General features: G+C 67.4%; 16 protein-coding genes and 1 pseudogene. 12 read left to right on the top strand and 5 right to left on the bottom strand.

The features are described 5' to 3' along the window. Positions 1-141: pseudogene (locus D466_RS24120) on the top strand (IS5/IS1182 family transposase); the annotation flags it as partial. Positions 142-677: 536 nt separating this feature from the next. Here D466_RS24120 and D466_RS22060 read toward each other — a convergent pair. Continuing rightward, complete coding sequence (locus D466_RS22060) at positions 678-1,175, bottom strand: LysE family transporter (protein ID WP_018914763.1); 498 nt, start codon at positions 1,173-1,175, stop codon at positions 678-680. Positions 1,176-1,333: 158 nt separating this feature from the next. After that, a complete protein-coding gene (locus D466_RS0116225; RefSeq protein WP_018914762.1) occupies positions 1,334-2,407 on the bottom strand; it encodes a DMT family transporter in 1,074 nt (357 codons plus the stop codon). Between the two features lie 147 nt (positions 2,408-2,554). Here D466_RS0116225 and D466_RS0116220 point away from each other — a divergent pair, with 147 nt between their 5' ends. The 10 genes from D466_RS0116220 (at position 2,555) to D466_RS0116175 (ending at position 10,246) form a co-directional block, all read left to right on the top strand. Further along, the gene (locus tag D466_RS0116220) at positions 2,555-3,151 is read left to right on the top strand and encodes a TetR/AcrR family transcriptional regulator (protein WP_018914761.1); all 597 of its coding nucleotides are present in this window, start codon (positions 2,555-2,557) and stop codon (positions 3,149-3,151) included. A 268-nt stretch (positions 3,152-3,419) separates the two neighbouring features. Next, entirely contained in the window at positions 3,420-4,871 is a 1,452-nt protein-coding gene (atpD, locus tag D466_RS0116215) for a F0F1 ATP synthase subunit beta (RefSeq protein WP_038166571.1), read from the top strand. Between the two features lie 19 nt (positions 4,872-4,890). Further along, entirely contained in the window at positions 4,891-5,250 is a 360-nt protein-coding gene (locus D466_RS0116210; RefSeq protein WP_018914759.1) for a F0F1 ATP synthase subunit epsilon, read from the top strand. Then, on the top strand, positions 5,243-5,596 hold the full coding sequence (locus tag D466_RS0116205) for an AtpZ/AtpI family protein (protein ID WP_026285374.1): 354 nt from the start codon (positions 5,243-5,245) through the stop codon (positions 5,594-5,596). Before D466_RS0116210 ends, D466_RS0116205 begins: the two co-directional genes overlap by 8 nt. Continuing rightward, complete coding sequence (locus D466_RS0116200; protein WP_018914757.1) at positions 5,583-5,912, top strand: ATP synthase subunit I; 330 nt, start codon at positions 5,583-5,585, stop codon at positions 5,910-5,912. The genes D466_RS0116205 and D466_RS0116200 overlap by 14 nt, the downstream gene beginning before the upstream one ends. Next, positions 5,902-6,603, top strand: a complete 702-nt coding sequence (locus D466_RS0116195; RefSeq protein ID WP_018914756.1) for a F0F1 ATP synthase subunit A — start codon at positions 5,902-5,904, stop codon at positions 6,601-6,603. Before D466_RS0116200 ends, D466_RS0116195 begins: the two co-directional genes overlap by 11 nt. A gap of 30 nt (positions 6,604-6,633) precedes the next feature. Beyond that, positions 6,634-6,915 carry a F0F1 ATP synthase subunit C gene (locus D466_RS0116190; protein ID WP_018914755.1) on the top strand — a complete coding sequence of 94 codons (282 nt, stop codon included), beginning with the start codon at positions 6,634-6,636 and terminating at the stop codon, positions 6,913-6,915. A gap of 3 nt (positions 6,916-6,918) precedes the next feature. Continuing rightward, entirely contained in the window at positions 6,919-7,725 is an 807-nt protein-coding gene (locus tag D466_RS0116185; RefSeq protein WP_018914754.1) for a F0F1 ATP synthase subunit delta, read from the top strand. Then, the gene (locus D466_RS0116180) at positions 7,722-9,338 is read left to right on the top strand and encodes an alternate F1F0 ATPase, F1 subunit alpha (RefSeq protein WP_018914753.1); all 1,617 of its coding nucleotides are present in this window, start codon (positions 7,722-7,724) and stop codon (positions 9,336-9,338) included. The genes D466_RS0116185 and D466_RS0116180 overlap by 4 nt, the downstream gene beginning before the upstream one ends. Further along, a complete protein-coding gene (locus tag D466_RS0116175) occupies positions 9,335-10,246 on the top strand; it encodes a F0F1 ATP synthase subunit gamma (protein WP_018914752.1) in 912 nt (303 codons plus the stop codon). Before D466_RS0116180 ends, D466_RS0116175 begins: the two co-directional genes overlap by 4 nt. Before the next feature lie 104 nt (positions 10,247-10,350). Here the strand turns inward: D466_RS0116175 and D466_RS22055 are convergent, their stop codons facing one another. Next, positions 10,351-11,166 (bottom strand): alpha/beta hydrolase, encoded by an 816-nt coding sequence (locus D466_RS22055; protein ID WP_018914751.1) that lies wholly within the window; start codon positions 11,164-11,166, stop codon positions 10,351-10,353. A 143-nt stretch (positions 11,167-11,309) separates the two neighbouring features. Between D466_RS22055 and D466_RS24515 the strand changes: the two genes are divergently transcribed. Next, on the top strand, positions 11,310-11,681 hold the full coding sequence (locus D466_RS24515; RefSeq protein ID WP_196803501.1) for a hypothetical protein: 372 nt from the start codon (positions 11,310-11,312) through the stop codon (positions 11,679-11,681). Between the two features lie 283 nt (positions 11,682-11,964). Here D466_RS24515 and D466_RS0116160 read toward each other — a convergent pair whose 3' ends face one another. Next, the gene (locus D466_RS0116160) at positions 11,965-12,894 is read right to left on the bottom strand and encodes a carbohydrate kinase (protein ID WP_018914749.1); all 930 of its coding nucleotides are present in this window, start codon (positions 12,892-12,894) and stop codon (positions 11,965-11,967) included. A gap of 40 nt (positions 12,895-12,934) precedes the next feature. Next, positions 12,935-14,596, bottom strand: coding sequence for a glucose-6-phosphate isomerase (gene pgi / locus D466_RS0116155; protein ID WP_018914748.1), 1,662 nt, complete (start codon positions 14,594-14,596; stop codon positions 12,935-12,937). Positions 14,597-14,601: the final 5 nt, after the last annotated feature.

Below are 14,601 nucleotides of genomic sequence, written 5' to 3'. Positions count from 1 at the left end.
GGCGTCATCAAGCGGCTGTGGGGCTTCAGCAAGGTGCGCTATCGCGGACTGGATAAGAACGCGACGCGCGCGTTCGCCGCGCTGGCCTTGAGCAACATCTTCATGTGCCGAAATCGGCTCATGGCACAGGTGCGTCCATAAGGGCGCAAGGCGGGTCGAAAGGCTCGCGAATGAGGCCCGATGGGCGCCAAATCACCCTCATCGAATCGAGTTCCCGCATCCTGAAATCGTAGGGCCCGGCTTCTGCAAAAACAGGTGCTTCTTCAGCGTTGCCTTAAAGGCTGTCCCGCGCAGATAAGACCTGTCTCGCCTGAGGCCTGGTGGGACGCCGGAGTCTACGGATCTGGGAGTCCAAGGCGGGACTGCCTAAGAAGTCGCAGGGGCTGCTCCACTAGGTGTGGGCCCCGACCGTTGGCAACCGCGCCAGGACCGACAGGGCCACTTCTCCACGCGGAGGGAGCTAGCTGCCCAGAAGCGCCGAAGGACTGTGGGCGTCAGCTCGTCGGCCTGAGCAGCTGTTGGAGTCATTCGTCGAGGGCGACCGTGATGCTGCATGAAGCGGTCGCCGAGATCAGCCGTCTGTTGAGCCGCTGCCTCCGCCGCGACAAGCCTCGCCCCATGGCAAACCGGGCTTGTTCGCGACGCTCCTGCTTGCCCGCCATTTTTTCGGCAACCCGTCAGCGCTGGATCGCGGAACGCACCAGGCCCAGTGCCAGCGCGCAGAGGATCCCCCCAGCGCAGCGGTCGAGCCAAGTCTTCAACCGCAGGTATACCGTGCGCGGCGCCTGCGCTGCCAATGTGGTGGCGAGGAGGGCGTACCACCCGGCCTCGATGAAGAACACCATCGTGACGAGGGCCATTTCGAATAGCGGCGTGGGGGCCGCAGGCATGAATGCCGCGAACACGCTTGCGTAGACAACGGCGGTCTTGGGATGGCTGATCTGTGTGGCAAACCCCAGCAGAAACGCCGATCTGGACCTTTCACTCGGCATATCGGCAGGGCCCCATCCGAGAGGCCGCGAGGCACTTCGCCAGAGGCGTAGTCCGAGATAACAAAGGTAGGCGCCGCCGAGCGCCTTGGACGCAAGGTACAAGGTCGGCACAGCTTTGAACACGGCGTTCAAGCCGATCAGCGCTGCGAGCGCAAACACAAGCCCGCCAACCCCCACGCCCATCGCAGCGCGGAGGGCATGCGCGCGGCGGCTGTTCGAGCGACCATAAGGAAACTTGGCCCAGGACTGGCGGATCCAAGGCAGAGCGGTACTGCAACCGCCACCAATGCCGAGACTGTTTGCACAGGTACCTCCAGGAAGTTGACCGCGATCGAATGCTGTCACATTGTCCCAATTTCGGTCGATGTCGGAGGCGGCTGCTGCACGACTCCATGGCCGCTCGACCGCAAGGAACCCGCCCCGTGCTGGTGTCCAGGTCGTCCCAGGTCATCGGCCATGCGCGCCGATGCACCACGTTTCCCGGGACTCCACTGAAGGATCCCGATGCCGCTGAGCAGCAAGGCCGCGCCGATAGCTCCCGTCCAGTGCATGCGCTCGTGCAAGAGCACGACCGCAAGCAAGGTTGCCACGAGTGGCTCGAGCAGGCTCGCAATGGCGCCGCCCACTGCTCCGGTGCCCTGGAGTCCGACGAGAAACAGGGTCTGCGCAATCGCCGTAGGCACCGCGGCGACGTACAACAGCATCGCCCAGTTTCCCGGGGAGGGGCTCACATGCAGGCCTTCGCTCCAGGCGATGGGCAGCAAGGCCAGCGCGCCGATGCCGAAGGCGATCCCGCCAGCGTGCATGGGCCCGCAGACCTTGCTCGAGGCTTGCGCTGCGAGCACGTACAAGGCCTGGCAAAGCGCGCAAGCGACGGCGAGCGCGATTCCGATCTGGAAGCGATGACCATGGCCGCCGACCGCCGACGGCAGCCCTACCATCAGCACCGTCCCCGCGATGGCCGTCGCCAGGGCGACCATGGTTCTTGCCCGCAGGCGCTCGCCGAGGCAGGCCACGGAAATCAGCGCAACGAAGATCGGCGCGCCGCAGATGCTGATGAGTACCGCGATGGCGACCCCCACGCGCTCCAGGGCCAGCACGTAGGTGAGTTGGTACGCTGCCATGGCCAAACCCAGGGCGCTCAGGGTCGCGAGGCCGCGCAGGGTCAGCGCAGCGAGCCAAACCCCCGTGCGTGCCCGCGCCATGGCCAGAAGGAAGGGTACGGATAGCGCAAGACGGGCGAAGCCGATGGACGCTGCGTTGGCACCGCCCGAATGGCCCAGCGCATGGAACACGATACCGGTCGTGCCCCACAGCGTGGCCGCGAGAAGGACCGCGGCCCAGCCGGCTCCTGATGACGGGGCGGCTACGTGAGCTTGGGAGCTCGGGATTCGCTGGGGCTTGACGATGACCATTCTTGTTCCTTGCGCAGGGGATGGGCTCAGCTGCGTGGATCCATGGATCGCGCGCAAAGGGCGCCTTGGCCTCGGCAATGACGGTATCGTTATCATATCCGTCAACGTTGACATTAATGTAAATTTTCTTCGGAGGTCTGGAAAGCCATGGTCATGACCAGGCAGTTCAACGAGGCGACCGTGCTCGACAAGGTGCTGGACGTGTTCTGGTCCCAAGGATGGCTGGCGACCTCCATGGCCGACCTGGCCGAGGCCACCGACGTGCAGCGGGGCTCCCTGTACCACGCGTACGCCAGCAAGGAGCACCTCTTCGAGCTGGCCTTCGATCGCTATGCCGAACGGGTCCTTGCCGAGTCTCGGCAGGCGCTGGACGCTCCCACCGCGCGGCTCGCGCTGGAGCGCTTCTTCGAGGTGTCGATCATCAGCATGACGGCTGATGTGCCGCCTCGGGGATGTTTCACGACCAAGACAGCCGTCGAGAGCGGCGCGATCGGTGAGTCCGCACTGCACCGCGTACGCGAGCTCGTGGAGCAACTGGAGACCATGATCGCCGATGCGCTGTCGCGGGATGTCCTGCGAGAGTCACTGCGCCTTTCGCCGGACAAGGCCGCCCGGGCCATCATGGTCTTTACACGAGGCCTGGCCGTCATGGAACGTATCCATGCCGACCCGGGCAGATTGCGCGAGTTGGCGGCGCTGCAGATGACGCTCCTTTTAGGGCTCGAGGAGAGCACGCGGACGTAGTCGCGACCGGCGTTCGGGATCTGCTGAATCCGAGATACGACGCAGAACGATCTGTCGCACTTTTCAGCACGTGACGCCGGTAGTGCGCGGCCGTTGGACGAGTCGCGGGCCGGGATCGCCGGGAACTTGATCCTGGTAAAGGAACGAAACCCCGGCCCGAGTACGATGACTCGACGTTCGACACGATTCGCGCCTGCCGGGACAACGGCCCGGCGCGGGCGCCGGGCGCGGAGAAATCGGCTTGGCCTCGTCATCCACGGCAGCAGCCCTGTCGCCATCACGCGCATCTCCCAACGTGGGTGCGGTGACTTCCGTGCGCGGAAGTGTGGTCGATGTCCGCTTCGACGAGCGTTTGCCGCCGATCTACACGCTGTTGCGTGCGGGAGCGGGCGGGCGCATCGTCATGGAAGTGCTGTCCCAGCGCGACGCGCATCACGTGCGCGCGATCGCCCTGACGCCTACGCAGGGGCTGGCTCGCGGCATACGGGTCCTGGACAGCGGCGGGCCGTTGCGCGCGCCGGTGGGCCAGGCGATCCTGTCGCGCATGTTCGACGTGTTCGGTAACACCATCGATGGCGGGCCGGCGCTGTCGGGCGTCGAAGGGCGTTCGGTGCACCGCTCGCCGCCGCCGCTGGCGCAGCGCTCCACGCGCTCCGAGATCTTCGAGACCGGCATCAAGATCATCGACGCGCTCGCGCCGCTGGAGCGCGGCGGCAAGGCTGGTCTGTTCGGCGGTGCCGGTGTGGGCAAGACGGTGCTGCTCACCGAAATGATCCACAACATGATCCGTCACCAGCAGGGGGTCAGCATCTTCTGCGGCATCGGCGAGCGCTCTCGCGAGGGCGAGGAACTGTATCGCGAGATGAGGCAGGCCGGTGTCCTGCCGAACATGGTGATGCTTTTCGGGCAAATGAACGAGCCGCCGGGCGCGCGCTTTCGAGTCGGCCATGCGGCACTGACGATGGCCGAGTATTTCCGCGACGACGAGCACCGCGACGTGCTGCTGCTGGTCGACAACATCTTCCGCTTCATCCAGGCCGGCGCCGAGGTGTCCGGCCTGATGGGGCAGATGCCCTCGCGCCTGGGGTATCAGCCGACCATGGGCACCGAGCTGGCCGGGTTGGAAGAGCGCATCGCCAACACCGAGGCGGGTGCCATCACGTCGATCCAGGCCGTCTACGTGCCGGCCGACGATTTCACCGACCCGGCGGCCGTGCACACCTTCTCGCATCTGTCGGCGTCGATCGTGCTTTCGCGCAAGCGCGCGAGCGAAGGGCTGTATCCGGCCATCGATCCGCTGCAATCCGCATCCAAGATGGCCACGCCGGGCATCGTCGGCGCGAGGCACTACGACCTGGCGCAGGAGATCCGGCGCACGCTGGCCCAATACGCGCAGCTCAAGGACATCATCGCCATGCTCGGCCTCGAGCAGCTTTCCGCGCGCGACCGCGGCATCGTGGCACGCGCGCGCCGACTGGAGCGCTTCCTCACGCAGCCGTTTTTCACCACCGAGCAGTTCACCGGGCTCCAGGGTGAACTCGTCGCCATCACGGACACGCTAGATGGTTGCGAGCGCATCTTGCGCGATGAATTCCAGGACGTCCCGGAACGGGCGCTGTACATGATCGGAACGGTCGCGCAGGTCAAGCGCCCGACGCAGATCGTGCAGGAGCCGACCACCCGGATGACCGATGCCGAGGCGCACAGCGATGCACCTTAGGGTTCTGCTCCCCTTCCGGGTGTTCGCCGACATCGCCGGCGTCCGGCGCATCGTGGTGGATACGCCTGCGGGCTCGTTCGGCCTGCTGCCGCACCGCCTGGATTGCGTCACGGCGCTGACGCCCGGTCTTCTGCTCTACGAGACGCAGGAGCACGACGAGGTCTTCCTGGCCGTGGACGAAGGCGTACTGGTCAAGACGGGGCCGCAGGTGCTCGTGTCGGTGCGCCGCGCCATGGGCGGCACCGATCTCGCCCACTTGCACGCTCGGGTCGAACGGGAGTACCTGACGCTGGACGAGGATGAACGCAGCCTGCGCGAGGTGTCGGCCAAACTGGAAAACGGATTCCTGCACCGCTTCGCGGAGGTTCAACGTGACTGACCGACCCGAGCCCCAGCGACCACCGACCGGGCCGAGCGATCATGGGCCGGAGCTCGCCGGCCGGATCGGCGCCAAGGCCGCGCGCAAGCTCAGGGCTCGGCGCGACGCCGACCGGGGAGTCTGGTTCGGTCTCGGCATGATGGGGCTGATCGGCTGGTCGGTGGCGGTGCCGACGCTGCTCGGCGCAGCGCTCGGCATGTGGCTGGACAAGGCCCATCCGGGCGGCAGGCACTGGACCCTGGCCCTGCTGGTCGCCGGTCTGGTCATCGGCTGCGCGAACGCCTGGCACTGGGTCGCCAAGGAAGGCCGGGCCATACAGGAGGAACAGCACCATGACGATCCGTGATCCGGGCGTGCTCGCGCTGGCGCTCGTGGCGGGAGGCGCGCTCGGTGCGATGTTCTACGGCGGCCTGTGGTGGACGGTACTGCGGGGCGCTTCGTCGGCGACGCCGGCGCGGTGGTTCCTCGCCAGCGTGTTGTTGCGCATGGGCGTGACGCTGGCCGGGTTCTACGTCGTTGCCGGCGGCCAGGCGGATCGGTTGGTGGCGTGCCTGCTCGGCTTCGGCATCGCGCACATGGCCATAACCCGGTTGACCAGGCCACGCGCGGACAGCCAGGCCGTCGCGCCCCGCACGCAAAGGAAGGCCCGCCATGCGCCTTAGCCCCGACGAGGTCATCTTCTGGCAGCACGGGATCTTCAAGCTGAACGCGACCATTGCGTTCACCTGGGCCTTGATGCTCGTGCTGGTGCTGGGGTCGATGCTGATCACTCGCAGGCTGTCCACGCGACACGAACGCTCGCGCTGGCAGAACCTGCTGGAGATCGTCGTGACCGGCATCGAACGGCAGATCCAGGAGGTCGGCCTGCGCGAGCCCAGGCGGTATCTCGGTTTCCTCGGCACGCTGTTCCTGTTTGTCGCCACGGCAAGCCTGTTCACCGTCGTTCCCGGCTACGAGCCGCCGACCGGATCGCTGTCGACCACGACGGCCCTGGCGCTGTGCGTGCTGGTGGCGGTTCCCTTCTTCGGCATTCGCGACCGGGGGCTGGGCGGCTACCTCAAGTCGTACGTCGAGCCGACGCCGATCATGCTACCGTTCAACCTCATCAGCGAGCTCTCCCGCACCCTGGCGCTGGCGGTACGCCTGTTCGGAAACATGATGAGCGGGGCGATGATCGTCGGCATCCTGTTGTCGATCACGCCCTTTTTCTTCCCCATCGTCATGACCTTGCTGGGCCTTCTCACCGGCATGGTGCAGGCCTACATCTTCAGCATCCTGGCCGCGGTCTACATCGCGGCCGCCACGCGCACCCGGGCTCGCGAACCGAGCCCCGAGCCAGCGCGCGGCGCCTGAGCCAGCCACCCGCAACCTCAAGGACTCCCCATGGACAGCACGACCCTGATTGCCGTGGCATCGATCGTCACCGCGGGATTCACCACCAGTTTCGGCGCCATCGGTCCGGCGCTGGCCGAGGGTCGCGCCGTCGCGACGGCGCTGAGCTCGCTGGCGCAGCAGCCTGATGCATCGGCCACCATCACCCGCACGTTGTTCGTCGGGCTGGCGATGATCGAGTCCACGGCCATCTACTGCTTCGTGGTCTCGATGATCCTCATCTTCGCCAATCCCTTCTGGAACCAGGCCATCGCGCAGGTCGCGGGCAAGTAGGCCATGCCGATCGACTGGTTCACCGTCGGCGCGCAGGCGCTGAACTTCGCCATTCTGGTGTGGCTGATGAAGCGCTTCCTGTACCAGCCCATCCTCGATGCGATCGACGCTCGGGAGGCGCGCATCGCCGCCGAACTCGCCGATGCCGCTTCCAGGCGGGCCGAGGCGGCCCAGGAACGTGCCGAGATCCGGCACAAGAACGACGTGTTCGATCAGCAGCGAGCCGCCTTGCTGAGCCGGGCCACCGAAGAGGCGAACGCGGAGCGCCAGCGACTGCTCGAGGCAGCTCGGCAGGCGGCCGCGGAGTTCACGTCCAGGCGCGAGGAGGCACTTCGAACCGAAGCCGGGAACCTGAACCAGACCATCGTCCGGCGCGCTCAGGACGAGGTGTTCGCGATCGCGCGCCAGGCCTTGAAGGATCTGGCCGACACCGCACTGGAACAGCGTATGTGCGACGAGTTCACGCGGCGCCTGCGCGCCCTCGAAGGCGACACCCGGGAAAGCCTCGCCCGGGCTCTCGGGGCAGCGGCCGGGCCGGCAAGCCTGCGCAGCGCATTCGACCTGCCCGCGCCGCAGCGTGCGGCCATCGAAGCCGCGGTCCATGACACCTTCGGGCCCGACATCGCGCTGCGCTTCGAGACCGCGCCGGATCTGGTGGGTGGAATCGAACTGCGCGCGAACGGACAAAAGGTGGCCTGGAGCATCGCGGACTATCTGTCGTCGCTGCAACGAGGCGTGGGTGAACTGCTGAAGGCGCAGTCCCTGCCCGAGCCACCGCCGGGCCGCGCAACCGGGGGGGATCTGCCGTGAGCGCGTCGCCCGCGGGCCTGCAGGGTGTCTTCGATCAGGCCTTCGCGGGCCTGCGCCAGGCGCGAGAGCGGTTCGAGCCGCGCTTGATCCCGCGCGAAGTCGGCACGATCACGACCGTTTCCACGGGCATCGCCACGGTCAGCGGCTTGCCCGGCGTCGGTTTCGAGGAACTGATCCGTTTTGCCGGCGGCCTGCGCGGCATCGCGTTCAACGTGGACGAGGACGAGATCGGCGTCGTTCTGCTCGGCGATCATGTGCATCTGCACGCGGGTGACGAAGTCGAACGCGAAGGCCGCGTCATGGACGTGGCGGTGGGCGATGCCTTGCTGGGACGCATCGTCAACCCGCTGGGGCGGCCGCTCGATGGCGGCGGCGCATTGCGTACCGCGGATCGCCTGCCCATCGAACGCCCTGCTGCGCCCATCATGGACCGCGCGCCCGTCACGGTGCCGCTGCAGACCGGCCTGAAGGTCGTCGATGCGCTCATTCCCATCGGGCGCGGGCAGCGCGAGTTGATCCTGGGCGACCGTCAGACGGGCAAGACGGCGATCGCGATCGACGCCATCCTCAACCAGCGCGGGCGCGATGTCGTGTGCGTGTATTGCGCCATCGGCCAACGCGCCTCCGCCGTCGCGAAGGTGGCGGCCGTGTTGCGCGACAACGGGGCCTTCGCCTACACCGTGATGGTGGTTGCCGAAGGCAACGATCCACCCGGTCTGGCCTATATCGCGCCCTATGCGGCGACCAGCATCGCCGAGCACTTCATGGCAGCGGGGCGCGACGTGTTGATCGTGTACGACGACCTCACACAGCACGCCCGTGCCTACCGGGAGTTGTCTCTGCTGCTGCGCCGGCCGCCCGGCCGTGAGGCGTTTCCGGGCGACATCTTCTACATCCACGCGCGCCTGCTCGAGCGCGCCACGCACCTGCGCGCCGAACTCGGTGGCGGCTCGCTCACCGCCCTGCCCATCATCGAGACCGAAGCGCAGAACCTCGCGGCCTATATCCCGACGAACCTGATCTCGATCACCGATGGTCAGATCATGCTGTCGCCGTCGCTGTTCGACCTCGGTGTGCTGCCGGCGATCGACGTCGGCCAGTCGGTCTCGCGCGTCGGAGGCAAGGCGCAGCCGGCGGCCTACCGCGCGGTGGCGGGGGACCTCAAGCTCGCCTACGCGCAGTTCGAGGAACTCGAGGTCTTTGCCCGCTTCGGTGCGCGACTGGATGACGACACACGCAAGTCCGTCGAGCATGGGCAACGAATCCGCGCCTGCCTCAAGCAGCCGGAGTTCGCGCCTGTGCCGGTTCCGGCACAGATTGCCGTCCTGCTGACGTTGACGAACGGCCACTTCGACGCGTTGCCGATGGACCGGATGGCGGACGCGGAGCGTGCCGTGCGCGAGGCGGCAGGGCATCTTCCGGAGGATCTGTGCGAGCGCCTGGAGAGCGCCGACACGCTGCGGGACGAGGATCGCGCCAAGGTCATCGAGGCCGCTCGCCGTGCGCTGGAAGCCTTTCAGCCCGGGGGCACCTCGACCGAGGCGGCAGCCGCGGCCGCGCCCATCACCGCGGATCGGCCCGAAACCGATCACGGCACGCAGGAGCGTCGATGAGCGACAGCACGGCCAGCCTGCGGCGCAAGGTCGCCAGCGCCGGCGAGCTGCATTCCGTCGTTCGCACCATGAAGGCGCTGGCGGCCTCGAGCATCACCCAGTACGAGAACTCGGTGGCCGCGCTGGCGGACTATGCGCGGACGGTGGAACTGGGGCTGGGAGCATGTTTGCGCCAAGGCGGCATGACAGCCCATGCCGATGGCGCGACACGTGAACCGGCGCCCGGGGATATCCGCGCCGTCGTCTTCGGTTCGGACCAGGGCCTGGTCGGGCGGTTCAACGAGATCGTGGTCGAGCACGCCATCGCTGCCCTGTCCGCGCTGCCAGGTACGCCCCGGGTCTGGGCTGTCGGCGAGCGGGCGCATGCGCGCCTGGCCGACGCGGGTGTGCAACTGGTCGAACTCTACGCCGTACCGAATGGCGTCCAGGCCATCACGCCGCTGGTCGGGAAGATTCTGGTCGCGCAGGAAGTCGGCACCCAGCCGGCGCAAGCCCCCGAACTCCACCTCTACTACAACCGCCCCAGCGCGGCAGGCGCGTATGCCCCCGTGAGCCTGCGACTACTGCCGCTGGACGGCAGCTGGACCCGCGCGCTCGCGGGTGGTCGTTGGCCGACCGCGCTGTTGCCGGAGGTCATCGGGTTGAGCGGCGCAACGCTGCGAGCGCTCATTCGCGAATATCTGTTCGTCTCGCTCTTTCGCGCTTGTGCCGAATCCCTGGCGAGCGAGAACGCCAGCCGCCTGGCGGCGATGGAACGTGCCGACCGGAACATCGACGAGTTGCTGCAGATTCTCCAGGGCGCGTTCCACCGTCTGCGTCAGAGCGGTATCGACGAGGAACTGTTCGACGTGGTTTCAGGTTTCGAGGCATTGACCGTGCCCTCACGACGACCGAAGGAAGCGACTTGACGATCGATTCAGACGTCTTTCAGCTGCATGAGGGTGGCTCTTGAGCTCGTTCGCATGGTCGTGGCGGGGCATCCGGCACGCGATTCCCGTGCACTGCCCGCCGTTCAGGCCGCCTGCTGGTCGATGAATCGGCCCAGCTCGCGCAGCAGCGGCACGAAGGGGCGCAGCACGATGCCCAGCACGCCCAGGATCAGGATATGCCCCAGGCGCCGGTAGCGCAGCACACGCACCGGGCTGCCCACCCCGCGCAGGCGCGTCGCCATGCGCTCGGTGTTGCCGGGGTCGACCACCCTGTCGTCGACGCTGACGGCCAGCAGCATCGGAGGGTGCCCGCCCCGCACGAAATGCACGGGCTGGCTGAGATGCCGGTCCTGCGCGGGGAAGATCTCCTCGAGCACGGGATCGCGCAAGGGCAGGAAGTCGTAGGCGCCGCCCAGGCCGATCACCCCGGCGATGGCATCCGTTCCGAGTTCGCGGGCCCGCAGGTACGACCCATCCGTGGCGAGCAGCGCGGCCATTTGCGCGCCCGCGGAGTGTCCCATGAGGAAGACTCGCCGGGGATCCGCCCCGAACTCGGGCGCATGCTCGCGCGCCCAGGCGAATGCGGCGGCCGCGTCGTGCACGAAATCGGGAAACTTCGCCTGCGGGTACAGGCGGTAATCGGGCACGACGGTCACGCAGCCGCAGCTGGCCAGCGCCTGCCCGACAAAAAGGTAGTCGCCGCGCGAACCGCTCTGCCAGCTGCCCCCGTGGAAAAACACCACCAGGGGCCTGGAGGCCTGCGCGCAAGGCTCCCGCGGCATGTACACGTCCAGGCGCTGTCGCGGATGCCCCCCATAGGCCACATCCCGCAGCCGGCGCAGCCCCCTGCGGGGCGTGAGGGCATTGAGCAGGTTGACCGGACGCAGCGCCTGGAACATGGCCGTCATCGTAGTGCCCCGGTAGCGGCCGTAGGCTCAACCCAGCTCACTTGACGTGGCCTGGACATTGGCTCAAGGCTTCATGAGATTCCCAGCCACCCCCGGGTCGCGGCGTGCTCGCTCCAAGGTCACGTCGTGACCAGATGCAGCCCCTCGACGTCTCGCGCCTGGCCGGTGTCGAGGGAACCGGAGTCGACTCCAACGCTCAGCTCATGCGGCTGATCATCGTGCGAGCCCGTGCGACATGGGCCTGCAGTGCGCTTGCGCATCCTTCCCAGTCTGCAGAAAAGTCTGGCGAACTGGACATTTTCCCAATGAATCGCTGTGCGAGATCGAGGGCATGGCGCCAGGCCTCCGGCGAGATGCCAGGGTGCAGGCGTGGCGCCGGCAGCGCCGACGAATTCAGCCTCCAGCGCGCTCAGGGAGTGCAGGGCGCGTCGGCCGGACAGGCCCACGCGGTCGAAACGCTCGACTTCCAGGAAGCGCCGGCCATCGGTGTCGATGAGGCGAGTTGACGATGCAGGAATTCCGGCGCTGCGCAGAACCTTCGCCGCGACATGTTCGGCCGCCAGCAGATCTCGCGACGGTTGGTTGGCTAACCCTCAGTTTTTCAACAAGTTGGCGAGACGTCAATGGCTCTCGCGCAAGATGCATGCGAATCTGATCGGTATGGGAGGCCATACGCAGGGCGAGGGTATGAATAGATTGATGAATAGCTTTGTGAATAGCATTTCACGAGAAGTGGCGCTTGGGGGCCCGACTCGCATGGCGTGCCGAGGTTCCGGAGGATCGCCGGGATCAGCGGGGCAGTTCGGCGCGGCGCGGCAGGTCGGCGCCGCGCCGGGAGCAGGTGATGGCCGCGGCGCGCGCGGCGAAGTCCAGCATGCGCGCGAGGGCCTGGGCGTCGAGCTCCGCGGGAGCCTCCTTGCCGAGCAGTCCGGCCTCGGCCAGCCAGGTCAGCAGGGCGGCCTGGAAAGTGTCCCCGGCACCCACGGTGTCGACCAGCTCGGCCGGGCGCGCGGGCACCTCGGCCTGCGCGGCGCGGGACCAGGCCACGGCTCCCTGCGCACCGCGCGTGACCACCACCAGCGAGCAACCGGCGGCCTGCGCGCGCCGGGCGAAGTCCTGCGGGGTCGTGCCGGGCAGCAGCAGCTGCAGGTCCTCGTCGCTGATCTTGACCACGTCGCAGCGCGCGAGCATCCAGTCCAGCAGCTCGCGCCAGGGAGCGAGTTCCGGTTGCACGTTGAGCCGGATGTTGGGGTCCCACACGATCAGGCGCCGCGAGCGCTCGCGCTCCACCAGGCGGCGCAGCGCCGTGCCCACCGGCTGCACGGCCAGCGCGAAGGAGCCCAGGTGGATGGCGCGGACCTGCTCGGGCAGTTCGCCCAGCGCCTGCAGGTCGAGTTCGCGGTCGGCCGCGCCCTCGCCGTAGAAGGAGTAGGCGGGAATGCCCCGCGAATCCACCCCCACCAGGCTCAGCGTGGTGCGCGAGGCGCTGCGCTGCAGCAGGGACAGGTCCACGCCTTCGTCCTGCAAGAAGCGCACGATGCGTTCGCCGAGAAAGTCCCTCGACAGGGTGCAGACGAAGGCGGCTCGCTGGCCCAGGCGCGTCAGCCCCAGCGCCACGTTCAGCGGAGAGCCGCCCACGCGGGCGTCCATGTCCATTCCGCCCGGGGTGTCGCGCACCCCGAACACGTCCATCAAGGCTTCACCGCAGACCACGAACATCGATCGATTTCCAGGAATGGGAACAGGAGGAGGAGGGGATTCAGGCCCCGGCCCGCGGGCCGCGGTTGCTTTGAAGGTAAAGCTGGATCAGGCGCTGGGTGGAGGCGTCGTGGGCCTGGGGCGGGCTGCGGCCCTCGAGCTCCGCGAGGATGGTATGCGCGAGCTGCTTGCCCAGTTCCACGCCCCACTGGTCGAAGGAGTTGATGTTCCACACCACGCCCTGCACGAAGATCTTGTGCTCGTACAGCGCGACCAGCGCGCCCAGGCAGAAGGGGTCCAGGCGTTCGAGCAGCAGGGTGTTGCTCGGCCGGTTGCCGTCGAAGACCTTGTAGGGCAGCAGGTGCTCGATGGCCGCCTGGTCCAGCCCCTGGGCCTGCAGTTCGGCGCGCACCTCGTCGGCGTTGCGCCCGCGCATGAAGGCCTCGGACTGCGCGAACATGTTGGCCATCAGGATCTCGTGGTGGCCCGGCAGCGAGCCGCGGCCGTCCAGCGAGGCGATGAAATCGATGGGCGAGATGTGGGTGCCCTGGTGCAGCAGCTGGAAGAAGGCGTGCTGGCCGTTGATGCCCGTCTCGCCCCAGATGATGGGCGCCGTCTCGTAGTCCACCAGCCGGCCGTCCAGGGTCGTGCGCTTGCCGTTGGACTCCATGTCCAGCTGCTGGATGAAGGCCGGCAGGCGGTGCAGGTACTGGTCGTAGGGCGCGATCACGTGGCTGCCGGCGCCGAAGAAGTTGATGTACCAGACTCCCAGCAGGCCCAGCACCACCGGCAGGTTGCTCTCCAGCGGCGCATCGCGGAAGTGCTGGTCCATGCTGTGCGCTCCGCTCAGCAGGTCCAGGAAGTTCTTCTCGCCGATGTACAGCATGATGGGCAGGCCGATGGCCGACCACAGGCTGTAGCGTCCGCCCACCCAGTCCCAGAACTCGAACATGTTGGCCGGGTCGATGCCGAATTCGCCCACCGCCTTGCGGTTGGTCGACACCGCGACGAAATGCCGGGCCACGGCCGCGGGGTCCCTGGCGCGATGCACGAACCACTCGCGCGCGGTGTGCGCGTTGGTCAGGGTCTCGTGGGTGGTGAAGGTCTTGGACTCGATGATGAACAGGGTCGTCTCCGCGTGCACCCGGCGCAGCGTCTCCTTGAGCTGCGAGCTGTCCACGTTGGAGACGAAGTGCATGTTCAGCCGCGGGTGCGCATGCGCCTTCAGGGCCTCGCACACCATCAGCGAGCCCAGGTCGGAGCCGCCGATGCCGATGTTGACGATGTCGGTGATGGGCTGCTGCGTGTAGCCCAGCCATTCGCCGTTGCGCACCGCGTCGGAAAAGCGCGCCATGCGCTCGAGCACCCCCAGCACCCTGGGCATGACGTCCTCGCCGTCGATGCCCATCGGCTGGCCCGAGCGGTTGCGCAGCGCGATGTGGAAGGCCGCGCGCTGCTCGGTGGTGTTGATGCGCTCGCCGGCGAACATCGCGCGGATGCGCTCGGGCACCCCCGCCTCCCGCGCCAGTTGCAGCAGCAGGGTCATGGTCTGGTGGGTGATGCGGTTCTTGGAGTAATCCAGCCGCAGGCCGCTTTGTTCCAGCCAGAATTTCTCGGCGCGCTGGGGATCGGCTTCGAACAGCGCGCGCATGTGCCAGTCGCGGGCGCGCGTGAAATGGCTCCACAGGGCCTTCCAGGAAGGCAGTTCGGTCAGTTGGCTCATCGCGG

It is taken from the genome of Thiomonas sp. FB-6 (assembly GCF_000377645.1).
Lineage (GTDB): Bacteria > Pseudomonadota > Gammaproteobacteria > Burkholderiales > Burkholderiaceae_C > Thiomonas_A.
The sequence above is the reverse complement of the archived record's forward strand: the minus strand, read 5'-3'. Positions and strand labels throughout refer to the sequence as shown.